Source organism: Hydrogenophaga sp. SL48 (assembly GCF_021729865.1).
Lineage (GTDB): Bacteria > Pseudomonadota > Gammaproteobacteria > Burkholderiales > Burkholderiaceae_C > Hydrogenophaga.
In genome coordinates this window covers 4,063,914-4,086,922 of record NZ_CP063400.1, presented here as the reverse complement: position 1 = coordinate 4,086,922, position 23,009 = coordinate 4,063,914, and the positions used below count along the sequence as shown (strand labels likewise).

Here is a 23,009-nt window from a genome sequence, read left to right as displayed (position 1 = left end):
CCAGCTTGTGGTTGTGGGGTCTCAGGGGCGGGTGGGCAGCGGACGCGCGATGAAAAAACCGGTGTCTCGGCGCTGGCGCCAAATGGCGGACAGGACTTCGGCCAGAGCCTGCGGCGTGCTGGTGCAGGGCGGTGGGCAGTCGGCCGTCATCAGCGCGTGCAGCTTCGGCAGTGCGTGGTAGGGCACCAGTGGAAACATGTGGTGCTCCACGTGGTAGTTCATGTTCCAGTAAAGAAAGCGCAGCACCGGCCCCATCAGGATGGTGCGGCTGTTGAGCCGGTGGTCCAGCACGTTTTCGGGCAGGCCGGCGTGCTGCGTCAGGCCCAGCAGGTGCATCAGCCAGGCGCCGGCCATGCTGGGCAGCGGGCCCAGCAGCAGCAACGGCAGCCAGCTCTGCGTGACCAGCGCCGCGCCGATGATCAGCCCGTCGGCCAGCACCCAGGCCCGTGCCGTGCGCACCGCCGACGGCCACGCCATCTCGGGGATGTAGGTCTTCTCTTCGGCGCTGATGTGGCCCACCGCGTGGCGCAGCGTGGTCCACAGCTCGGTCGGCACGTTCTTGAGCGCGAAGAGGTTCAGCAGCAGCGCGGGCACGTCGGGCGGCAGCGTGACGTTGAACTCCGGGTCGCGGCCGGTCACCAGCGTGTCGGTGTGGTGGCGCGCGTGGCTCCAGCGCCAGCGGGTGGGCCGACGCGTGAGCTGGAAACACGCCAGCTGGTAGACCACGTCGTTCATCCAGCGCGTTTTGAAGGCGGTGCCGTGGCCGCACTCGTGCCAGCGGCTGTCGGCCGGGCTGCTGTAGAGCGTGGCGTAGGCCAGGTAGGCGAGTGCCAGCGCCCAGCCGTTCCAGCCGGCCGTCCATCCGTGCACGAACAGAGCGCCGCAGCCCAGGATCAGGCCATACCAGAGCAGGGTGTCGCGGATCGCATGGGCATCGTCGCGCTTCATCAGCGCCTTGAGTTCGGCGCGTGGCACCGGGCACTGGTACCACTGGGCGTTCACCAGGCCAGCGGCCTCGGCGCGCTCGCCAGCGCCGCCGATCAGGCGGTAGTCGTCCCGGGAGCGGGTGGACGGGTTTGGCGATGCGGCAGCGGCACTGGCGGTGGTCATGGGGAGCGGTCTCCTGAATGGTTTTCAGGAGTGTCATTGATTCGAAAAAGTTTTCCAATCATTCGCTATCAAATGACATCAAAAGCTATCAGAATGACACCACTCCAACTTGCATTTCTGGCAGGAGCCGGCATGAAACCCAAGGTCACCATCCAGGCCATCGCCGAGGCGGCGGGCGTGAGCATCGCCACGGTGGACCGCGTGCTCAACAGCCGCCTGCCGGTGCGCGAAGGCACGGCCCTGCGCGTGATCGAAGCGGCCGACAGGCTGGGCTACCACGCGGTGCACCTGATGCGCCAGCGCCTGCCCGCGCGGGCTGCCCACCGGCGCCTGGGCTTTTGCCTGCAGAAGCGTTCGTCGCCCTTCTACCAGGCCTTCGCGCAGGCCCTGCGCGACGCTGTCGCACGCCAGACCGACGGGCGTGGCACGGCCGTGGTCGAGTTCGTGGACGACCTGGAGCCGGCGGTCATCGGCGAGAAGCTGCTGGAACTCGGGCGCCGCTGCGACGCGCTGGGCGTGGTGGCGCTGGACCATCCGCATGTCAACGCTGCGGTGGGCCAGTTGCATGAAGAAGGCCATCCCTGCCTGGCCCTGCTCAGCGACCTGAGTTCACCACTGCGCCTGGGCTGCGTGAGCATCGACGACCGTCAGCGCGGGCGCACGGCAGCCTGGGCCGTGCGCCGCCTCTCGCGCGGTGAGGGCGAGGTGGCGGTGTTCATCGGTAGCCACCGCTACCTCGGGCAGGAACTCAGCGAAATGGCGTTCCGCGCCGCGCTGCGCGAACAGGCCCCGGGGCTGCGCGTGCTGGATGCGCGGGTGAACCTGGAAGACGAGCGACTGGGCTACGAAGCCACGCTCGGCCTGTTGGCGCGCCACCCGCAGCTGGTGGGCCTGTACGACACCGGGGGCGGCGCCATGCGCGGCATCGTGCGGGCGTTGCGCGAAGAGGGCGCGGGTCGCGGGATCGTGGTGGTGGCCCACGGCCTCACGCCCGAGCACCGGCTGGCGCTCATCGACGGCGTGATCGACCTGGTGATCCAGACGCCTGTCGGCCCGGTGGCCGAGACCGCCGTGTCGGTGCTGCTGCGCGCGCTGGAGCCCGGCGCGCCGGTGGCCTTTGGCCAGCCGTTTGTGTTGCCGTTTGAGCTGTACACCGCAGAGAACGTGTGAGCGGACTGTGAAAAAAAGAGCCACCCGAAGGTGGCTCATAAAGTCTGTGAAGACAACCAATGAAACTCAGGCGCGGCGCTTGCGGTTGCGGTACTGGTCGGCCACCACGGCGGCCACGATGATCGCGCCCTTGACCATCTCCTGGTAGTAGGCGTCGATGCGGATGAAGGTGAAGCCCGAGGTCATGACGCCGAGGATCAGCACGCCGATCACGGTGCCGGTGATGCGGCCTTTGCCTCCCACCAGCGAGGTACCGCCGATCACGACCGCGGCGATGGCGTCGAGCTCGTACATCACGCCCATGCTGGACTGGCCGGAGATGGCGCGGGCCGCGGTCACGGTGCCGGCGATGCCCGCCAGCGTACCGGCGATGGTGTAGACCCAGATCAGGTGGCGGTTGACGTTGATGCCCGAGACGATGGCGGCCTGGCGGTTGGCGCCGATGGCGTAGGTGAACTTGCCAAACCGCGTGTAGCGCAGCACGACGTGGAAGATCGCCGCAATGATCAGGAACAGGTACACCGGGTTGGCGCCCGAGCCGATCCAGGCGAAGTCGTCGGTCAGCATCGACACCGGCATGCCGCCGGTGAACCACTTGGCGAAACCGCGCGCGGCCACCATGGTGCCCAGCGTCGCGATGAAGGGCGGGATCATGGTGTAGGCGATCAGCGAGCCGTTGATGCAGCCGATGACCAGTCCGGTGAACGCGCCCGCCAGGATGGGCCAGACGATGGGCAGGTCCACCAGCGCCGGGAACACGGCGCGCGGGAAGTCCGACACCTGGGCCAGGCTGGCCGCGACCACGGCCGAGGCAGCCACCACCGAGCCTGACGAGAGGTCGATGCCGCTGGTGATGATCACCAGGTTGACGCCGATGGCGATGATGCCGATCACCGCCATTTGCAGGATGATGATCTGCAGGCGGTCGAGGTTGAACAGGAAGCTCTGGTCGTTGATCACCCAGCCGAGCAACTCGAACAGCAGGCAGATGCCGGCCAGCACGAGGAAGATGCTCGCTTCCTGCGGGAGCTTGAATTTGGCGGGGGTGGCGAGGGAGGACATGGTGGTCTTCGCGGTGGTGGTGTTCATGGGGACTCCGGGGTTCACTTGGCGGCCAGGTCCATCACGCTGACCTGGGTGGCTTCAGAACGGTCGAGGATGCCGGTGATGCGGCCCTGGTGCATGACCGCGACGCGGTCGCTCATGCCCAGCACCTCGGGCATTTCGGAAGAGATCATCAGGATCGCCACGCCCTGGCCAGCGAGCTCGCTCACCAGTTTGTGGATCTCGGCCTTGGCACCGACGTCGATGCCGCGCGTGGGTTCGTCCAGGATCAGGATCTTGGGGTGGGTCAGCAGCCAGCGCGCCACCAGCACCTTCTGCTGGTTGCCGCCCGAGAGGTTCTGGATGATCTCCTGCATGTCGGGCGTCTTGACGCGCAGGCGCCGCGCCATCTCGATGCTGTCCTTGGTCAGCTGCGAGCTCTGCACAAAGCCCAGCTTGTTCACGTAGCGCTGGTTGAGCACGGCCATCTCGGCGTTGGTCTGGATGTCCAGGCACAGGAAGCAGCCGGTGTCCTTGCGGTCTTCGGTCAGGAAGGCCATGCCGGCGCCCATGGCCTTGGCCGGGGTGTCCATCACCATGGCTTGTCCGTTGATGGTGATGCTGCCGCTGGTGGCCGGCGTCACGCCGAACAGCGTTTCGGCCACGTTGGAGCGGCCCGAGCCCACCAGGCCGGCCAGGCCCAGGATCTCGCCCGCGCGGATGTCGAAGCTCACGTCGTCGAACACGCCCTTGAGGCTCAGGTTCCTGACCGAGAGCACGACCTCGCCGATGGGCACGGTCTCCTTGGGGAACATCTGCGTGATCTCGCGGCCCACCATCATCTTGATGATGTCGTCGCGGGTCACATCGCTGGAGGCGTGGGTGGCGATGTACTGGCCGTCGCGGAACACCGAGAACTCGTCGGCGATCTCGAACAGCTCGTTCATCTTGTGGGTGATGTAGATGATGCCTTTGCCCTGCGCGCGCAGCGTGCGGATGATGTCGAACAGGTGCGCCACTTCGGTCTCGGTCAGCGCCGAGGTGGGCTCGTCCATGATCAGCACGTCCGAGTTGTAGGACACGGCCTTGGCGATCTCCACCATCTGGCGGCTCGCCACCGACAGGGTCTGGACCTCGGCCAGCGGATCGATGTGGATGTTCAGGCGCGCGAACAGCGCTTCGGTGCGGCGCCGGAGTTCGGTGTGGTCCACGAAGCCGAAACGGTTCTTGGGTTCGCGGGTGATCCACACGTTCTCGGCCACCGTCATGTGCGGCATCAGGTTGAGTTCCTGGTGGATCATGGCGATGCCCTGGCTCAGCGCATCGATGGGCGACTTGAGTGTGACGGGCTGGCCCTTGAGGCGGATCTCGCCCTTGTCCGGCGTGTAGACGCCGGCAATGATCTTCATCAGCGTGGACTTGCCCGCGCCGTTTTCGCCCATCAGGGCGTGCACGGTGCCGGCGCGCAGCTGGAAGCCCACGTTGTCCAGCGCGACCACGCCGGGGAAGGCCTTGCGGATGCCGCGTATTTCCAGCAGTGGCGGGGGGGCGACCTGACCGGCCGGGGCCGGTCGTTCGAGGGTGGCTGTATCAGACATGGAGCGGTCTCCGGACTCGAAAGGGACAACAGGGCGGCCCTGTCGGGCCGCCCTGTGGCGAAGAACGCTCAGTTCTTGCCGCTGTACTTGCTCAGGTTCTCGGGCGTGACCAGCTCGAACGGCACGTTCACGAAACGGTCCACGGGCTGCTTCTTGATCAGCTTGAGGGCCGACTCGACGGCGCCCGCGCCCTGTCCGGCGGCGTTCTGGAACACGGTGACCTTCAGGTCGCCGGCCTTCATCGAGGCCAGCGCGTCGGGTGTGGCGTCGATGCCGGCGACGATGGAAGCGGGGGTCCACTTCTTGGACGCCTTCAGCGCGTTGATCGCGCCCAGGGCCATCTCGTCGTTGTTGGCGATGATGGCATCGAACTTCACGCCCGAGGACAGCCAGTTGGTGGTCAGATCCTGGCCGTTGGTGCGGCTCCACTTGCCTTCGCGCTTGTCGGCGATCTTGAGGCCCGAGCACTCCTTGGTCTTGACCACGTCCTCGATGTCCTGCGTGCGGGTGCGAGCGGCTTCGTTGGAGAGATCGCCCATCAGCACCAGCACGTCGCCCTTGCCTTTGAGCAGCTTGCAGACCTGTTGCGTCTGCAGTGTGCCGGAGACTGTTTCGTCCGATGCCACGAAGGCCACGCCGGCCGGCAGCTTGGCGAAGTCCACCGGCTTGCGGTTCACGTAGACCAGGGGGATCTTGGCGTCGGTCACCATCTTGGTGATCTTGGGCGTCACGTCGGTGTCCACCGGGTTGACGATGATCGCGTCCACCTTCTGGGCGATGAAGTTCTGGATCTGGCTCAGCTGCTTGCCCACGTCGGCCTGGGCATCTTCCACCTGCACGGTCGCGCCTGATTTTTTGGCGGCGTCCAGCGTGCCGTTCTTGAGCAGGGTCAGGAAGGTGTCCAGCTCGGCCATGGCCAGGCCGACTTTCTGGGCGTGGGCGGCCAGCGGGGCCAGCAGGGTGGTGGACACGGCGGCTGCGACGAGAAGTTTCTTCATGAATGTCTCCGGTGGATTGAAGTGGATTGCCTGGGTCGCCTCTCGGTCGGGCTGTGCCGGCATGGGGGCGACTCTTCGGTTGGCAGGATGGACTATAGGCAAATTAGAAAAATATTTTCTAAGTGTTTACACCAAGAGAAAATATTTTCTCAAAACCATAGACTCAGCACCACGCGGGCTTTGCCATGGCTTCTGTGGTCCTGCCTCCGTTGCGCCAGTCGCCCGACATCGCCCTCTTTTTCAAACCCTGACCGACGCCTCCCGCCGGAGGCCGAAACGCCGATGAGCCAACTACCATTTCCACAAGGTCGCCGCCACGACCTGGCCTGCCTGGGCCGGCTGGCCGTGGACCTCTACGCCCAGCAGTTCGGCAGCCGCCTCGAAGATGCGCGCAGCCTGGCCATGTACCTGGGTGGCAGCTCGGCCAACCTGGCCTTCGGCGTGGCGCGCCTGGGCTGCAGGAGCGCCATGATCTCGCGCGTCGGCGACGAGCAGATGGGCCGCTTCCTCACCGAGAGCCTGCGCGCCGAAGGCTGCGACACCAGCCAGGTGCAGGTGGACCCGGAGCGCCTCACGGCCCTGGTGCTGCTGGGCCTGAAGGACCGCGACACCTTCCCGCTGCTGTTCGTGCGCGAGAACTGCGCCGACATGGCGATCGACGCCGCCGCCATTGACGAAGCTTTCATCGCCCAGTGCCGCGCGCTGGCCATCACCGGCACCCACCTCTCGACCCCCGGCACCCGCGCCGCCGCCCACAAGGCGCTGCAGGCCGCGCGCCGCAGCGGCACGGTGACCGTGCTGGATATCGACTACCGCCCGGTGCTCTGGGGCCTGACCGGCCGGGGCGCCGGTGAAAACCGTTTCGTGGACGACGCCGGCGTGACGCGCCAGCTGCAGGCCTCGCTGCCGCTGTTCGACCTGCTGGTCGGCACCGAAGAAGAGTTCTTCATCGCCGGGGGCGTGGCCGACGAACTCATCGCCAGCCTGCGCGCCGTGCGCGCCCTGTGCCCCACGGCCGCGCTGGTGGTCAAACGCGGCGCGCTGGGCTGCTGCGTGATCGAAGGCGACGTGCCCGACGACATCGATGCCGCGCCCACCTACCGCGGCGAGCGCGTGGAGGTGCTCAACGTGCTGGGCGCGGGCGACGCTTTCCTGTCGGGCCTGATGGCCAGCCTGCTGCAGGGCAAGGACTGGGCCGAGTCCACCCAGGTCGCCAACGCCTGCGGCGCCATCGTGGTCTCGCGCCACGCCTGCTCCGCCGCCATGCCCACGCCGGCCGAGCTGGCCCACTGGTTCGGCGGCAGCCGGAACCCCCAGGTGGACGCCGATGAGCAGCTGGCGCACCTGCATCGAGTGACCGCCGCGCGCCCGAGCTGGGAAGACCTGTGCGTGATGGCCTTTGACCACCGCAGCCAGTTCTACGACATCGCGCGCGCCGCCGGGGCCGCCGAATCGCGCATCCCCGCGCTGAAAAAACTGCTGGTGCAAGCCGCCGAACAGGTCGAGCGCAGCCGCCAGCTGCAGGGCCACACCGGCGTGCTGATCGACGGCGGCGACTACGGCCGCGACGCGCTGGCCAGCGCCACCGGCCGGGGCTGGTGGGTCGGCCGCCCGGTCGAACTGCCGGGCTCGCGTCCGCTGCGCTTCGACGGCACGCGCTCGGTGGGCAGCGCGCTGATCCACTGGCCGACCGAGCAGGTCGTCAAGTGCCTGGTGCACTACCACCCGGACGATCACTTTGAATTGCGCCTGCAGCAGGAACAGACCGTGCTGGAGCTGTGGGAAGCCACGCGCGAGAGCGGCAACGAGCTGCTGCTGGAAATCATTCCGCCGAAAGCGATGACGCCCGACGGCACCGCCGATGCCGCCGTGCTGCGCGCGGTCAAGCGCTTCTACAACCTGGGCGTGAAGCCCGAGTGGTGGAAACTCGCGCCCATGCAGGAACAGGGCTGGCGCGACCTGGAGGCCCTCATCAGCGAACGCGACCGCCACTGCCGAGGCGCCGTGATCCTGGGCCTGAACCAGCCGCTGGACTTCCTGGCGGCGAGCTTCGCCAACGCCACCAACCCCATCGTCAAAGGCTTCATGGTCGGGCGCACGCTGTGGGTGGACGCTTCGATGAAATGGTTCAAGGGTGAGATGGATGATGCGGCTTTTGTGGACGAAGTGGCCCGCAACTTTGCGGTGCTTGTTGATGCCTGGAAGACCCGCCACACGGCCCAGCGCGCCGCAGCCTGAATACCCTGATTGACGACATGAAAACCCAACGACTCACGATGGCGCAGGCGCTGGTGAAGCACCTGGCCGCCCTGCGGATGGAGGTGGAACACCTTGACGGCCGCGCCTCGATCGAACCCTACTGCGGTGGCGTGTTCACCATCTTCGGCCACGGCAACGTGGCCGGCATGGGCGAGGCCCTGGTGGCCGAGCGCGAGCGCCTGACCACCTACCGCGCCCACAACGAACAGACCATGGCGCACGCGGCCATCGCATTTGCCAAGGCCCAGTTCCGCCAGCGCATCATGGCCGTGTCCACCAGCATCGGCCCGGGCGCGACCAACCTGGTCACGGCGGCGGCGGTGGCGCATGTGAACCGCCTGCCGGTGCTGCTGCTGCCCGGCGACGTGTTCGCCACCCGCCGCCCCGACCCGGTGCTGCAGCAGATCGAAAGCTTCGGCCAGGGCGACGTGAGCGCGAGCGATTGCTTCCGCCCGGTCACGCGTTACTTCGACCGCCTCACGCGCCCCGAACACATCCTGACCGCGCTGCCGCGCGCGATCCAGACCATGACGGACCCGGCCCACTGCGGCCCGGCCTGCCTCTCGCTGCCGCAGGACGTGCAAGCCATGGCCTTCGACTGCCCCGAGGACTTCCTGAACCCAGGCGTGCTGCGCTTCCGCCGCCCGCCCGCGGATGAACGTGAACTGGCCAACGCCATCGCGCTGCTGCGCACCGCCCAACGCCCGCTCATCGTGGCCGGCGGTGGCGTGCTCTACAGCCAGGCCTGGGCCGCGCTGCGCGCCTTCGCCGAGGCGCACGGCGTGCCGGTGGTCGAGTCGCACGGTGGCAAGAGCAGCCTGCCCTGGGACCACCCGCTCAACCTGGGCGCCATCGGTGTCGACGGCGTGTCCTGGGCCAACGACATGGCGCGCGAGGCCGACGTGGTGTTCGCCGTCGGCACCCGCCTGCAGGACTTCACCACCGGATCACACGCGCTGTTCCCACAGGCGAAGCTGCTGAGCCTGAACGTGCAGCCCTACGACGCCGGCAAGTGGAGCGGCGCCGCGCTGGTGGCCGACGCCCGCGTGGGCCTGGGCCAACTCGGAACGGGCCTGGCCGGCTGGACCGCTGACGCCGCCTGGACGGCGCGCGCCAAACAGCAGGCCGCTGCCGCCAACGCCCGCATCACCGAGCTCACCACGAACGTGCCCAAGGACATGCTGCCCTACGACGCCGAGGTGATCGGTGCGGTGCGCGACTCGGCCACCGAGCTGGGCCTGGACAGCGGCACTCGCGACGTGGTGCTGTGTGCCGCCGGCACGCTGCCGGCCGAGCTGCACAAGCTCTGGCGCGCCAGTTTGCCGGGCAACTACCACATGGAGTACGGCTACTCGTGCATGGGCTACGAAGTGGCCGGCGGCCTGGGCGTGAAGATGGCCCGGCCCGGGCAGGAGTCCATCGTCATGGTGGGCGACGGCTCCTACATGATGGCCAACTCCGAGCTGGCGACCTCGGTCATGCTGGGCCAGAAAATGATCGTCGTGATCCTCGACAACCGGGGCTACGGCTGCATCGAGCGCCTGCAGCTCAAGACCGGCAGCCCGAGCTTCAACAACATGCTCGACGACTGCGTGCCCGAAGGTGGCGAGCGCAGCACCATCGACTTCGCGATGCACGCGCGGTCCATGGGGGCCGACGCGGTGCATGTGAAAGACGTGGCCGAGCTCAAGGCCGCCATGGTCAAAGCCCGTCAGGCGAAGCGGACCCAGGTCATCGTGATCGACACCACCCACACCCGCATCACCGACGGTGGCTGCTGGTGGGAGGTGGCGATTCCCGAGGTGTCTCAGCGCCCCGGGGTCAACGCGGCGCACGCGAACCACCTGATCGCGCAGAACGGGCAGCGCCTGTGATGACCGACCAGCTTCTTCCCGGGCGGGGCAGGGCCCGGCGCGCGATGTGGACGGCCGTAGTCTGCGGCGCCCTGCTGACGCCGCTGGCCGCGCAGGCCCAGAAGATCGGGTTTGCCGTGTCGGAACAGGACACGTTCCTGAGCCTGTTGAAGGACGGCGTGGTGGACGCGGGCAAGAAATCCGGCGCGAGCATCCTGATCGAAGACGCCAAGGGCAGCAAGAGCCGGCAGCTCGACCAGATCCGCAGCTGGGTCGCCCAGCGGGTCGACGCCATCGTGGTGGTTCCGGTGGACACCGAGGCCACCCGGGTGATCACCCACATGGTCAACGAGGCCCGGATTCCGCTGGTGTACGTGAACCGGAAGCCGGCCGATTTTGAGCAATGGCCCCCAGGTGTGGCGCTGGTGGCGTCCGACGAAAAGGTGTCGGGCACCCTGCAGGCCGAGGAGGTTTGCCGCCTGCTGAACGGCAAGGGCCGCATCGTGGTCTTGATGGGCCTGCTGTCCAACGAGGCCGCCCGCACCCGCACCCAGGACGTTGACGACGTGCTGGCCACACCCGCCTGCCGTGGCATCAAGGTTCTCGACAGGCGCCTGGGCAGCTGGGACCGCGTGCGCGCCCGGAACATCACCCTCAACCTCGTGGCCACCAGCGCCACGACCGGCAAGACATTCGACGCCGTGGTGGCCAACAACGACGAGATGGCCCTCGGCGCGATCGAAGCCCTCAAGGCGGCCAAGGTGTGGACACCCGGGTTCATCGTGGCGGGCATCGACGCCACCCCCGACGCGCTGGCCTCCATGAAGGCGGGGGAGCTGAAAGTGACCGTGCTGCAGAACGCGGCGGGGCAGGGCGCCAGCGCGGTGGCCACCGCGCTCCAGCTGATCAAGAAACAACCGGTTCCCCGTTTCGTGGATGTGCCGTTCGAGCTGGTCACGCCGGCGAGCCTGAATCCACGGCCCCCCAAGCCCTGAACACGCCCGCTGGCCCCACCGTCCGGGCGCCTGTCGCCCACCCCTTCACCCTTCAACCCTTTCAAGAAAGCACCCTTCACATGAGCTGGAACGTCCGCATTGGCATCAACCCCCTGTCGTGGATGAACGACGACCTGCCGTCCCTGGGCGGCGAAACCCCGCTGGAGACCGCGCTGAAGGAAGGCAAGGAGATCGGCTACGAAGGCTTCGAGCTGGGCAACAAGTTCCCGAAAGACGGCCCGGGCCTCAAGGCCAAGCTCGATCAGTTCGGCCTGGCCTGCGTGTCGGGCTGGTACTCCGGCTTCCTGGCCGAGCTGGAGCCGGGCCAGGACAACGCCCAGGCCGTGGCCGCCGAAGTCGAACGCTGCAAAGCCCACATGAGCAAGCTGCAGTTCAACGGTGTGAAGGTCGTGGTGTACGGCGAATGCGCCGGCACCGTGCAGGGCCAGATCGACACGCCCGTGTCCAAGCGCCCGCAGTTTGCGAGCGACGCGCTCTGGCAGGCCTACGCCGAACGCCTGAACGCCTTCGGCGAGCACCTGCTCAAGACCTACGGCATCCAGCTCGCCTACCACCACCACATGGGCGCGTATGTGGAGTCGCCGGCCGACGTGGACAAGCTGATGGCGCTGACCGACCCGGCCAAGGTGTTCCTGCTGTTCGACACCGGTCACGCCTACTTCGGCGGCGCGGCCAACCCAGTGGACCTGCTGAACAAGCACGTCAAGCGTGTGGTGCACGTGCACTGCAAGGACGTGCGCACGCCCGTGATCGCGCAGGCGCGCAACGACGGCTGGAGCTTCTTGAACGGCGTGATCAACGGCACCTTCACCGTGCCGGGCGATGGCAGCATCGACTACGCCGCCACGCTCAAGACGCTGAAGGACAACGGCTACCAAGGCTGGCTGGTGGTCGAGGCCGAGCAGGACCCGGCCGTGGCGCCGAGCTACGAATACGCGCAGAAGGGCTACCGGACCCTGCGCGGCCTGGTGGACTCGCTGAACTGAACACGAGGAGCTTCACATGGTCAGTCCTTTGCTTGCCAAAGCCGCGCCCGCCGGGCGCGAGATCGTCAACGTCACCCCCGAGCGCGCCGGCTGGACGCACGTGGGCTTTCGCGCCCTGCGCCTGGCGTCCGGCGAATCCGAAGCGGTGGAATCCGGTGAGCGCGAGCTGTGTCTGGTGGTGCTCACCGGCACGGTGGACGTGACCATCGACGGTGAAACCCACGCCAACCTGGGCATCCGCAACAGCGTGTTCGACGAGGTGTCGCCGGCCGCGGTGTATGTGCCACCGGGCAAGGTGGTGCACATCCGCGCGGTGCGGGCGGCCGAGGTGGCGCTGTGCAGCGCGCCGGCCGATGCGCGCAACCGCAAGGTCAGCGTGCTGGACCCGGCGAAGATGAAGCGCAGCGTGCGCGGCAAGGGCACCAACACGCGGTATGTCTGCGACATCCTGCCGCACGACGACCCGACGGCGGCGCACCTGCTGGTGGTGGAGGTGATGACCCCCGCCAGCCATTCGAGCAGCTACCCGCCGCACAAGCACGACCAGGAAACGCCGCCCACGGAAACCCTGCTGGAAGAGACCTATTACCACCGCCTCAACCCGCCGCAAGGCTTTGCCTTCCAGCGGGTCTACACCGACGACCGCAGCCTGGACGAGGCCTGCGCGGTGGAAGACCACGACGTGGTGATGGTGCCGCGCGGTTACCACCCCGTGGTGGCGCCGCACGGCTACGACCTGTACTACCTGAACGTGATGGCGGGGCCGAACCGCTTCTGGGTCTTCAAGAACGACCCGGCACACGAGTGGATGCTGGAGTAGCCCCCCTGCGCCGCTGACGCGGCTTCCCCCCTGAAGGGGGGACGACTCCAGTGGCCCGGCAAAGCCGGTTCCACGGAGTCTCTGAAAGACCTCCCCTCACGCATGCGTCCGTGCTTTGACCGGCGTGCGTGTCCTAACCCCAGGGGCATCGCGGAACCGGCTTGGCCGGGCCCAGATGCCGTCCCCCCTTCAGGGGGGAAGCCGCGTCAGCGGCGCAGGGGGGTTACGCCAATTCATGCCGGTCGGCTGCGGCGTACAGATCCTGGGCGAAGGCCGGGTCCGACGACAGCAGGTCGTTGGCCATGGCGCGCAGCTGTTCGGCTTCTTCGAAGCGGGTCAGCGGGCGTGCCGGGATGGGGGTCCTGGCGCTGAACCAGGTGCCGAACAGCTCGCGGAGGGTGGCCAGAAGGTGGCCGGACGACGGGTAGGTGGCGGTTGCGGTGGTCATGTGAACACTCCTCAAAACGGGTAACAGCTATGTTGCACTGCAGTATAGGGTTAACCCTAGTTTTTGTGCTGGGGTGCTCTGCCTATTTCCTGACGATCTGTCGTCAAAAGTCACACCGGACGGGCCCGCGACGGGTCACAGGCCGTCCGAAAACCCCGGCGCCAGCGCCTCCCGCAGGTGGGCCACAAAGGCCGTCACCGCGCGCGGCACGTGGGCCGAATACGGGCGGATCGCGTAGAGCTGTTCCGCGAACGCGCCCACCGGTTTCCACTCCGGCAAGACCTGCACCAGCTTGCCCGCGAGCAGGCTGGCCTGGGCGGTGAAGTCGGGCAGCAGCGCGATGCCCAGGCCGCCCAGGGCCGCGTCGCGCAGGGCCTCGCTGTTGTTGGCGGCCAGCGAGCCCGAGACCTGCACCGTCACCCGCTCGCTGCCCGCTGCGGGTTTCAAGGGTTCCAGCGTCCAGGCCGGTGTGTCCTGCGAACGCGGGTAGTGCAGGCAGTTGTGCCGTGCCAGTTCGGCGGGCGCTTCGGGCGTGCCGTGCTTGCGCAGGTAGGCGCGGCTGGCCACCAGCACCGAACGCGTGGCGCACAGCGTCCAGGCCACGTGCGTGTCGGGCGGGTGGGCCGTGTGGCGGATGGCGAGGTCAAAGCCCTCGGTCGCCAGCGACGACAGCCGGTCGGCCATGTCCAGCTCCAGCCGCACCTCGGGGTACTGGCGCAGGAAGTCGGGCAGGCGCGGCACCAGCTGCTGGCGCGCAAAGGCCACCGGCGCCGTCACGCGCAACAGGCCGCGCGGCGCGCCGGCCGCGTCGCGCACCTGGGCAAAACACTGGGCGATGTGCTCGAACGAGGCCCGCGTGTCGTCCACCAGGCGCTGGCCGGCTTCGGTCAGGCGCACGCTGCGCGTGGTGCGCTGCACCAGCGCCACGCCCGCCAGCCGCTCCAGCTCGGCCAAACGCTGGCTCACCGCCGCCTTGCTCACGCCCAGGCGCGCCGCCGCCGCCGTGTAGCTGCCCTGCTGGGCCAGCACGTTGAGCCAGTGGAAGTGGCCCCAGAGCTCGTGGATTTTCTGTTGATTCATGGGGCATATTGTTCACCAAACTGAACAATCAATTCAGGTTTCTGGCCTTGTATCGCCGGGGTGCCGTTCCTACACTGCCTGGGTACCTCAGAGCCGCTCCTCCCATCCCAACGAGACACCCACCATGACCACCGCCATCACCCACTACATCGCTGGCGCCCGCGCGGCCGGCACCTCCACCCGCGCGCAGGACGTGTTCAACCCCGCCACTGGCGCCGTCACCGGCCGCGTCTCGCTGGCCAGCGCCGCCGACGTGAACACGGCGGTGGCAGCGGCCCAGGCCGCGTTCCCCGCCTGGTCCGACACGCCGCCGATCCGCCGCGCCCGCGTGATGTTCAAGTTCCTCGAACTGGTGAACCTGCACAAAGACGAGCTGGCCCAGCTGATCACGGCCGAACACGGCAAGGTCTTCACCGACGCACAGGGCGAGGTGGCGCGCGGCATCGACATCATCGAGTTCGCCTGCGGCATCCCGCAGCTCTTGAAGGGCGATTTCACCGACCAGGTGTCCACCGGCATGGACAACTGGACCCTGCGCCAGCCGCTGGGCGTGGTGGCCGGCATCACGCCGTTCAACTTCCCGGTCATGGTGCCCATGTGGATGTTCCCGGTGGCGATTGCCGCAGGCAACACCTTTGTGTTGAAGCCCAGCCCCATCGACCCCAGCGCCAGCCTGTTCATGGCCGATCTGCTCAAGCAGGCCGGCCTGCCCGACGGCGTGTTCAACGTGGTGCAGGGCGACAAGGAAGCCGTGGACGCGCTGCTGGTGCACCCGGACGTGAAGGCCATCAGCTTCGTCGGCTCCACGCCGATTGCGAATTACATCTACGAGACCGGCGCCCACCATGGCAAGCGCGTGCAGGCCCTGGGCGGCGCGAAGAACCACATGGTGGTGATGCCCGACGCCGACCTTGACCAGGCGGTGGACGCGCTGATCGGCGCGGCCTATGGTTCGGCCGGCGAGCGCTGCATGGCGATCAGCGTGGCGGTGCTGGTCGGTGACGTGGCTGAGAAGATCATGCCCAAGCTGATCGAGCGCACCAAGGCGCTGAAGGTGCTCAACGGCACCAACCTCGCCGCCGAAATGGGCCCCATCGTGACCCGCGCGGCCTACGAGCGCATCACCGGCTACATCGACGCCGGCGTGATGCAGGGCGCGGACCTGCTGGTGGACGGCCGCCAGTTCGATGCGAAGCAGACGGGCGACGGTTGCGAAGGCGGTTTCTGGATGGGCGGCACGCTGTTCGACAACGTGAGCACCGACATGCGCATCTACAAGGAAGAGATCTTCGGCCCGGTGCTGAGCTGCGTGCGCGTGGCCGACTTTGGCGAAGCGGTGAAGATCATCAACGACCACGAGTTCGGCAACGGCACGAGCTGCTTCACCCGCGACGGCAACGTGGCACGCGAGTTCGCTCGGCGCATCCAGGTGGGCATGGTCGGCATCAACGTGCCGATCCCCGTGCCCATGGCCTGGCAGGGTTTTGGCGGCTGGAAGAAGAGCCTGTTCGGCGACATGCACGCCTACGGCGAAGAGGGCGTGCGCTTCTACACCAAGCAGAAGTCGATCATGCAGCGCTGGCCGGAGTCGATTGGCAAGGGTGCCGAGTTTGTGATGCCGACGGCGAAATAAGTACCCCCCGCGCCGCCTGCGGCGTCACCCCCCCAGGGGGCGCCACTGGCGGCCCGGCGAAGCCGGTTCTGCGGTGGCACTGGCTTCAGCGCAAGGGACTCGCTGCGACTCTTTGCGGACACCAGCAACCTTCCGGTCGCTGGTCGCAGTCAGTGGAAGCGGTCGGCGGACCAGGATGAGATTCCGCGCTCGCGACCAGACGTCTTGCGACGCAGCAATGTCTTCGCCAGAATCCCGAACAGAGATTTTGGGGGATGCTGATGCCAAGCGCAGACTATGTCATCGTGGGTGCCGGCTCCGCTGGCTGTGTCCTAGCGGCGAGGCTTTCCGAGGATGCTTCTTGTGAAGTGGCGCTGCTAGAAGCCGGCGGCGAAGATCGCTCGCACAGTGTTCGCCAACCAAGCCGGTGGCCCTTGCTTTGGGACGGCGCCGAGAACTGGGGCTACTCGACAACGCTTCAGGCCGGCTACAACCTGCGCAGCATCCCGTGTCCGCGCGGCAAGGTGCTTGGCGGTACGAGTTCGATCAACATCATGATCTACATCCGCGGCGATCCGCGTGACTTCGATCACTGGAGGGATCTGGGCAACGAAGGCTGGGGCTGGTCTGACGTGTTGCCGTATTTCATCAAGGCGGAGGACCAGGCGCGCGGGGCCTCCAGCCTTCATGGCGTGGGAGGGCCACTGGCCGTCTCGGACCAAGCCTCACCCAGCCCGCTCGCGCACGCTTTCGTTGACGCGGCGGTCGCCTGTGGCCACCGGAGAAACCCCGACTTCAACGGAGCGTATCGCGATGGAGCGGGGCTGTACCAGGTGACGATTCGCGATGGTGAGCGGTGCAGCACCGCAAAGGCGTACCTGGACCCTTCGCGCGAACGTCCGAACCTTCGAACGATCACGCGCGCACGTGCGCTGCGTATCGTGATGGACGGCGATCGCGCCATCGGCGTCGACTACTTTGACGGCGCCCAGGTCCGCCGGATCGAGGCCAGGCGCGAGGTCATCCTCAGCGCCGGCACCGTCGATTCACCCAAGCTGCTGATGCTCTCGGGCATCGGCGATCCATTGCAGTTGGAGTCGCACGGACTTGTGGTGCGCAATGCGCTGCCCGGCGTCGGTGCGAACCTATGCGACCACCCGGGCTCTCCCCTGGTGCTCGCGCTTCGGCAGGCTGATCAGGCGCCACCGACGAGCATCCATGCCGAGGCCGGTCTTTTCATGAAAAGCGAGGCGCTGAACGATGGTTTCGCTGCGGACATCCAGTTTTTGGCGGTGCCCTTTGCGCCGCCCCACGCGGCGGCGCAAGGACAGACTCGGGCTATGGCCATCACCGTGCAAGCGTGCCGGCCCAAGAGCAGAGGGCGACTCACACTGCGCTCGGACGACCCACTCGATGCGCCCGTGATCGACCCTGGCTATCTGACGCATCGTGACGACATGACGTTGCAGATCGAGGGGTTGCGCGCAGCAAGAAAGATCGCCGCAGCACTTCCCCTGAGGGAGCACATCGTGCGGGAACTGTCTCCAGGTCCCGGTGCCATCGACGACGCATCGATCGAGTCCGCAATCCGCGCGACGAGCAGCTGCATCTACCATCCGGTGGGCACTTGTCGAATGGGGGTTGGCGCCGATGCGGTCGTCGATGCACAGCTGCGCGTTCGAGGGACGCGTTCGCTGCGGGTGGTCGATGCCTCGGTCATGCCACAGATCACGTCCGGCAACACCAATGCGCCCACGATCATGATTGCCGAGAAAGCGGCCGCCATGATGCGAGCGGGCCAGTAGCCGCGGCCGTGGCCGTGGCGCTCGCGCCCCTCAGCCTTTTGGCGGTCGGTCAGGTTGGCCAGGCATTGGATTGCCGTTCGGATGTCCGGCTCGGCATGTTCGCAAGAGCCTCAAACACATTGATCAATCCATGCCGATGGTCCGCAGACCGGCGCACCGGGCCAGCGAGCGAAGGGGTTGTTTCCCCGCCGATCAAAGTTACAGCCGGGTTACTGGGTAGAGTGGCTGTTTCGACTGAATGGAGACGAAACATGTACACCGCCCACCTCCAGCGCTACGAGCGCATGCCCTACCGCACCGTTGGCAAAAGCGGCCTCAAGCTGCCCAGCATCACCCTCGGCCTGTGGCACAACTTCGGCGCCTCCACCCCCATGGAGAACCAGCGCGACATGCTGCGCACCGCCTTCGACCTGGGCATCACCCACTTCGACCTGGCCAACAACTACGGCCCGCCGCACGGCAGCGCCGAGACCAACTTCGGCGAACACCTGCGCCGCGATTTCAAGCCCTACCGCGACGAGCTGATCATCTCCAGCAAGGCCGGCTACGACATGTGGCCCGGTCCCTACGGCCAGGGTGGCGGCTCGCGCAAGTACGTGCTCGCCAGCCTCGACCAGAGCCTGAAACGCATGGGGCTGGACTACGTCGACATCTTCTATTCCCACCGCTTCGACCCTGACACACCGCTGGAAGAAACCATGGGCGCGCTGGCCACCGCCGTGCAGCAGGGCAAGGCGCTGTACGTGGGCATTTCCAGCTACTCCGCGGGCAAGACCCGCGAGGCCGCTGCGATCCTGCGGCAGATGGGCGTGCCGCTGCTGATCCACCAGCCGTCGTACAGCCTGCTCAACCGCTGGGTCGAGGCCGACCTGCTCGACACCCTGGTGGCCGAGGGCATGGGCTGCATCGCCTTCAGCCCGCTGGCCCAGGGCCTGTTGACGAACAAGTACCTCCAGGGCGTGCCGGCCGACGCGCGCATGAACCGCCCCGGTGGCGGTTCCTTCAAGGCCGAGCACCTGAGCGAGCAGAACCTGACCCATGTGCGCGCCTTGAACCAGATCGCCCAGGCGCGCGGGCAGAGCCTGGCTCAGATGGCGGTGGCCTGGGTGCTGCGCCAGCCGGGCATGAGCTCCGCGCTGATCGGTGCCAGCAAGCCCGAGCAGATCAAGGAACTGGTGGGCGCGCTGGACAACCTGAGCTTCAGCGCCGACGAGCTGGCCGCCATCGACGGCCATGCGGTGGACGGCGGCCTCAACCTCTGGAAAAAGCCGTCCACCGATCAGCGGCTCTGAGACTGGCGCGGGCCGGCCGTCCACTCGCGCCGCCGCCAGCGCCGCCCGACGGCTGGTGAGGTTTCCCTGCCGGGGTGTCGGCTATAAGCCGGCATGGCTTCCGTCACCCCTTCATTTTTCGGTCGCGGTGCGTCTGGCTGGGTGCGCAAGGCGCCCGCGGCCGTGTTGGCCTTTGCGGCCCTGGCGCTGCTGTCGGCCTGTGGTGGGGGTTCGTCGGGGGCCAGCGGCGGCGAGGGCAAAGCCGCCGATGCAACGTCCATTGCAACCGCATCCGCCGTGGTTCCCGTCGACGAGCGGACGGCCGCGTTGCAGGCCGAGGGCGCCCGTCTCAACACCGTTGAGCTGGAGGCGGCGGAGGCCATCGCTTCAACGGTGTCGTCGGCCAAGGCCCCGCCCAAGGCCTCTTTCAATGCCACTTCCAAGGCCACTTCCAAGGCCGTGGCCGGCGTGGTGCCGGTCTACCGGTTTTTCAACACACGGACCCAAGCGCACTTCTACACCACCAGCGCGACCGAGCGGGACCAGATCCGCAACACCCTGCCGCAGTTCCAGTACGAGGGCGAGGCCTTCTCGGCCATGGGCGCGGCGGGCGCGGGGCTGAGCCCGGTGCACCGCTTCTTCAACTCGCAGACCGGGGTGCACTTCTACACGATCAGCGACGACGAGAAGAACCACATCCAGGCCACGCTGCCGCAGTTCCGCTACGAGGGTGTGGCGTATCACGCGAGCAAGGTGGCCGGGGCCGGGCTGATCCCGCTCCACCGCTTCTACCTGGCGACCAGGGGCTTTCATTTCTACAGCGCCTCGCCCACCGAGGCCGCGTACATCAAGACCACGCTGCCGCAGTACGTCTATGAGGGCGTGGCCTATCACGTGCCCGGCACGGTCGAGCCGGTGGCGGGGGTGATCAACCCGATCCTGTTCGTCACCCAGGTGCCCCACACCGCCGACTTCGCCGCACGCATGTCGACCTTCGCCAACCACCTCGCGCGGCCCGACCACGTGCCGCGCGGTGGCGACCTGTATGTCCGCTACCCCGACGGCAGCCTGCGCAACCTGACCCGCGAGGCCGGCTTCGGCATGGACGGGTTCCAGGGCGCGCAGGCCATCGCGGTGCGCGAGCCCTCGGTGCACTGGAGCGGCAACAAGGCGCTGTTCAGCATGATCGTCGGCGCGCCGGCGGTGCGCTACCAGGTCAAGACCTTCTACTGGCAGATCTATGAAGTGAACGGCCTGGCGAAGGGCGAGACGGTCTCGATCACCAAGGTGGCGAACCAGCCGCTGACCTACAACAACGTGTCGCCGTTCTACGGCACCGACGACCGCGTGCTGTTCACCTCCGACCGCCCCCGGGGCGGCGAAGCGCACCTCTACCCGCAGCTCGACGAGTACGAGAGCACGGCCATCGTCACCGGCATCTGGAGCCTGAACCCGGCCAACGGCGACCTGCGCCTGCTCAACCACACCGTCAGCGGCGCCTTCTCGCCCAGCATCGACAGCGCCGGCCGGGTGGTCTTCACCCGATGGGACCACCTGCAGCAGGACCAGCAGGCCGATGCGCAGCGCGCCGGCGGCACCGACTACGGCGCCACGACCTACGCCAGCGAAGCGGCCGGAGCGGCTTCGCTGGGCCTGACGCCCGAGGTGTTCCCTGAAAGACGGGCCAATCACACCGGTGCCTTCGGCGCCGTGGCGGGCTACACCAACAACTTCTTCGCCCCCTGGCAGATCAACGAAGACGGCACCGACGAAGAAACGCTGAACCACGTGGGCCGGCACGAGCTGTCCTTCGGCTTCATCGGCGAGTCGTTCACCGACGACCCGGCGCTGACCTACTCGTCCAATCCGGCCTTCCGCGCCAACACCAAGTACCTGCGCGGCGACGGTGGGCTGATGCAGCTGCGCGAAGACCCGGCGCGCCCCGGCAGTTTTCTGGGCATCTACGCGCGCGAGTTCGGGTCACTCTCCACCAACCAGATCGTGCGTTTCAACGGCGGCATCGGCGTCAACCCGGAGCAGATGGCCGTGACCGACGTGACCGCCCCCTCCAACCCCGACGGCTCCATCACCGGCGGGCGCTACCGCAACCCTTTGCCGCTGAGCACCGGGGCGCTGGTGGCCACGCACACGCCCACCGCCGCCGCGACGGCCGCGCAGATGACGCAGTTCCTGATCAAGCCGCTGACGGTGGGGGCGGGCGGGCTGCAGCAGGCCGGCATCTCGCTGACCGGTGGCGTGCGCGAGGCCGTGACCTGGTGGGACCCGGACACCCAACGCAGCTTTGACGGACTGCTCTGGGAGCTGGAGGCGGTGGAGGTGGTGGCGCGTGCGCGCCCGGCCACCCGCCAGGCGCCGGCCCTGGCCACCCCCGAGCTGAGCGTGTTCAGCGAAGAGGCCGTGAGCGAGGCCGAACTGCGCAGCTGGCTCCGGGCCAACGACCTGGCCCTGATCGTCACCCGCAACCAGACCTCGCGCGACCGCGCCGACCAGCAACAGCCGTTCAACCTGCGGGTGCCGGGCGGCGTCAGCACCGTGGCGCCCGGCGGCGGCCGCGTGTACGACATCGCCCACTTCCAGCTCTTCCAGGCCGACCAGGTGCGCGGCTACCGCTTTCCCGGGCGCCGCCCCATTGCCACGCCGATGCACGAACCCCGCGCCAGCCATCCGGCCAACCCGACCGGCCCGGTCAGCAGCGTGCCGATCGCGGCCGACGGATCGACCGCCGCCTTCGTGCCGGCCCGCCGTGCCATGACCTGGCAGACCACCGACGGCGGCGGAAACGCGGTGGTGCGCGAGCGGGTCTGGATCACCTTCCAGCCGGGCGAGGTGCGGGTGTGCGCGTCGTGCCACGGCGTGAACGAACGGAACCAGGCGGGCGGACTTGCGCCCACCAACAAACCCGAGGCCTTGCGCACCCTGTTGCGCCACTGGAAGACCCTTCCCCGGTGAGCACGCCCCCATGCACACGGGGTTGCGCCAGGTGACCGGCTCGGGGTGGCTGTGCCGCGTCTCCGCGCCCGGCGCAAGGCACGCCATGGCCGCTTGGGCCGTCAAGGAACGGCGGATCTGGGTGTCAGAGCCCGGCCAGAAATCGGGCGATGGCCGCGTTCACCGGCTCGGCGTGGGTGATGGGCCCCATGTGGCCCAGGTCCGCGAACGTCAGCGGCTGCACCTGCGGCAAGGTGGCGCACAGCAGCCGGGCCACCCCCCGCGCCGAGGTGGGCGAGCGCTCGCCGACCATGTACAGCACGGGCACGTCGAGCGTGCGAAAGGCCGCCAGTGGCGTGGGTTCGTTGAACAAGGCGTCGCCCCAGCGCCGCACCTGTCGCACCGACTCGGCCATGGCGGGCTTGCGCGGTGCGGGCGTGGCGGCCCAGCTGCCGGGTCCCATCCAGTAGTCGATGAAGTGCCTCGCAGCGCTGTCTGTGTCGTCACGGTCCAGCGCCTCGCCCGCAGCGGTCACGGCGTGGCGGATGCCGTCGGCGTCGTTGGGCGCAGGAGCTTCCTGTTCCAGCAGCGAAAACAGCGTGGGTTCGTACACGGCCAGGGCGCGCACCCGGCCAGGGTGCCGCAGTGCCGCGGTCAGCGCGACCGCCGCGCCGTAGGAGTGGCCCACCAGCACCAGCGGTGAACCGGCCCGTGCCAGCACCGGCTCCAGCAGCGCGACCTCGTCGTCCAGGCACATGGGCTGGTCCGCCGGCCATGCCGGACTTTTGCCTGCGTCATAACCATCGGGCGCCAGCACATGGAAATCGGGCGCCAGCCGGTCCATGAGCTCGCGCCACTGGCCCGAATGGCTGGCGTTCGAGTGCAGGCACACGACACCCGGGCCAGCACCCGCTTCGCGGAAAAAGGGTTCGGGTCGGGACATGCGGGCTCCGGTCGGTGGGCTGGGGGTGGGACCCGCGGTCCGGTCGT

Annotated in this window: 17 protein-coding genes; 10 read left to right on the top strand and 7 right to left on the bottom strand. The window is 67.7% G+C overall.

All coding sequences use genetic code 11. From position 1 onward, the window contains the following. Positions 1-21: 21 nt before the first annotated feature. On the bottom strand, positions 22-1,110 hold the full coding sequence (locus tag IM738_RS19335) for a fatty acid desaturase (protein ID WP_236962664.1): 1,089 nt from the start codon (positions 1,108-1,110) through the stop codon (positions 22-24). A 132-nt stretch (positions 1,111-1,242) separates the two neighbouring features. Here IM738_RS19335 and IM738_RS19330 point away from each other — a divergent pair, with 132 nt between their 5' ends. Further along, complete coding sequence (locus IM738_RS19330; protein ID WP_236962663.1) at positions 1,243-2,280, top strand: LacI family DNA-binding transcriptional regulator; 1,038 nt, start codon at positions 1,243-1,245, stop codon at positions 2,278-2,280. A 66-nt stretch (positions 2,281-2,346) separates the two neighbouring features. On the opposite strand, the gene IM738_RS19325 is transcribed toward IM738_RS19330, so the two are convergent. The 3 genes from IM738_RS19325 to IM738_RS19315 all read right to left on the bottom strand — a co-directional run bounded on the left by IM738_RS19325 (position 2,347) and on the right by IM738_RS19315 (position 5,920). Then, positions 2,347-3,369: an ABC transporter permease gene (locus tag IM738_RS19325; protein WP_236962662.1), complete on the bottom strand. Its 1,023-nt coding sequence runs from the start codon at positions 3,367-3,369 to the stop codon at positions 2,347-2,349. A gap of 14 nt (positions 3,370-3,383) precedes the next feature. Further along, on the bottom strand, positions 3,384-4,922 hold the full coding sequence (locus tag IM738_RS19320) for a sugar ABC transporter ATP-binding protein (protein ID WP_236962661.1): 1,539 nt from the start codon (positions 4,920-4,922) through the stop codon (positions 3,384-3,386). A 68-nt stretch (positions 4,923-4,990) separates the two neighbouring features. Further along, a complete protein-coding gene (locus tag IM738_RS19315; RefSeq protein ID WP_236962660.1) occupies positions 4,991-5,920 on the bottom strand; it encodes a sugar ABC transporter substrate-binding protein in 930 nt (309 codons plus the stop codon). A gap of 282 nt (positions 5,921-6,202) precedes the next feature. Between IM738_RS19315 and IM738_RS19310 the strand changes: the two genes are divergently transcribed. The 5 genes from IM738_RS19310 (at position 6,203) to iolB (ending at position 12,854) form a co-directional block, all read left to right on the top strand. After that, complete coding sequence (locus tag IM738_RS19310; protein WP_236962659.1) at positions 6,203-8,158, top strand: bifunctional 5-dehydro-2-deoxygluconokinase/5-dehydro-2-deoxyphosphogluconate aldolase; 1,956 nt, start codon at positions 6,203-6,205, stop codon at positions 8,156-8,158. A gap of 17 nt (positions 8,159-8,175) precedes the next feature. Beyond that, positions 8,176-10,053 (top strand): 3D-(3,5/4)-trihydroxycyclohexane-1,2-dione acylhydrolase (decyclizing), encoded by a 1,878-nt coding sequence (gene iolD, locus IM738_RS19305; protein ID WP_236962658.1) that lies wholly within the window; start codon positions 8,176-8,178, stop codon positions 10,051-10,053. Then, positions 10,053-11,027 (top strand): substrate-binding domain-containing protein, encoded by a 975-nt coding sequence (locus IM738_RS19300; RefSeq protein ID WP_442908447.1) that lies wholly within the window; start codon positions 10,053-10,055, stop codon positions 11,025-11,027. The genes iolD and IM738_RS19300 overlap by 1 nt, the downstream gene beginning before the upstream one ends. Before the next feature lie 80 nt (positions 11,028-11,107). After that, positions 11,108-12,034, top strand: coding sequence for a myo-inosose-2 dehydratase (gene iolE, locus IM738_RS19295; RefSeq protein WP_236962657.1), 927 nt, complete (start codon positions 11,108-11,110; stop codon positions 12,032-12,034). Positions 12,035-12,050: 16 nt separating this feature from the next. Continuing rightward, on the top strand, positions 12,051-12,854 hold the full coding sequence (gene iolB / locus IM738_RS19290) for a 5-deoxy-glucuronate isomerase (protein ID WP_236962656.1): 804 nt from the start codon (positions 12,051-12,053) through the stop codon (positions 12,852-12,854). Positions 12,855-13,077: 223 nt separating this feature from the next. Here iolB and IM738_RS19285 read toward each other — a convergent pair whose 3' ends face one another. After that, positions 13,078-13,302 carry a hypothetical protein gene (locus IM738_RS19285; protein WP_236962655.1) on the bottom strand — a complete coding sequence of 75 codons (225 nt, stop codon included), beginning with the start codon at positions 13,300-13,302 and terminating at the stop codon, positions 13,078-13,080. A 135-nt stretch (positions 13,303-13,437) separates the two neighbouring features. Continuing rightward, positions 13,438-14,382, bottom strand: coding sequence for a LysR family transcriptional regulator (locus IM738_RS19280; protein WP_236962654.1), 945 nt, complete (start codon positions 14,380-14,382; stop codon positions 13,438-13,440). 124 nt (positions 14,383-14,506) lie between these two features. Here IM738_RS19280 and IM738_RS19275 point away from each other — a divergent pair, with 124 nt between their 5' ends. The 4 genes from IM738_RS19275 to IM738_RS19260 all read left to right on the top strand — a co-directional run bounded on the left by IM738_RS19275 (position 14,507) and on the right by IM738_RS19260 (position 22,040). Beyond that, positions 14,507-16,015, top strand: coding sequence for a CoA-acylating methylmalonate-semialdehyde dehydrogenase (locus IM738_RS19275; protein ID WP_236962653.1), 1,509 nt, complete (start codon positions 14,507-14,509; stop codon positions 16,013-16,015). Between the two features lie 254 nt (positions 16,016-16,269). Beyond that, positions 16,270-17,799, top strand: coding sequence for a GMC family oxidoreductase (locus IM738_RS19270; RefSeq protein ID WP_336886529.1), 1,530 nt, complete (start codon positions 16,270-16,272; stop codon positions 17,797-17,799). 251 nt (positions 17,800-18,050) lie between these two features. Next, positions 18,051-19,091: an L-glyceraldehyde 3-phosphate reductase gene (mgrA, locus tag IM738_RS19265; protein ID WP_236962652.1), complete on the top strand. Its 1,041-nt coding sequence runs from the start codon at positions 18,051-18,053 to the stop codon at positions 19,089-19,091. A 93-nt stretch (positions 19,092-19,184) separates the two neighbouring features. Beyond that, positions 19,185-22,040 (top strand): hypothetical protein, encoded by a 2,856-nt coding sequence (locus tag IM738_RS19260; RefSeq protein ID WP_236962651.1) that lies wholly within the window; start codon positions 19,185-19,187, stop codon positions 22,038-22,040. Between the two features lie 124 nt (positions 22,041-22,164). On the opposite strand, the gene IM738_RS19255 is transcribed toward IM738_RS19260, so the two are convergent. Beyond that, complete coding sequence (locus IM738_RS19255) at positions 22,165-22,962, bottom strand: alpha/beta fold hydrolase (RefSeq protein ID WP_236962650.1); 798 nt, start codon at positions 22,960-22,962, stop codon at positions 22,165-22,167. Positions 22,963-23,009 lie beyond the last annotated feature (47 nt).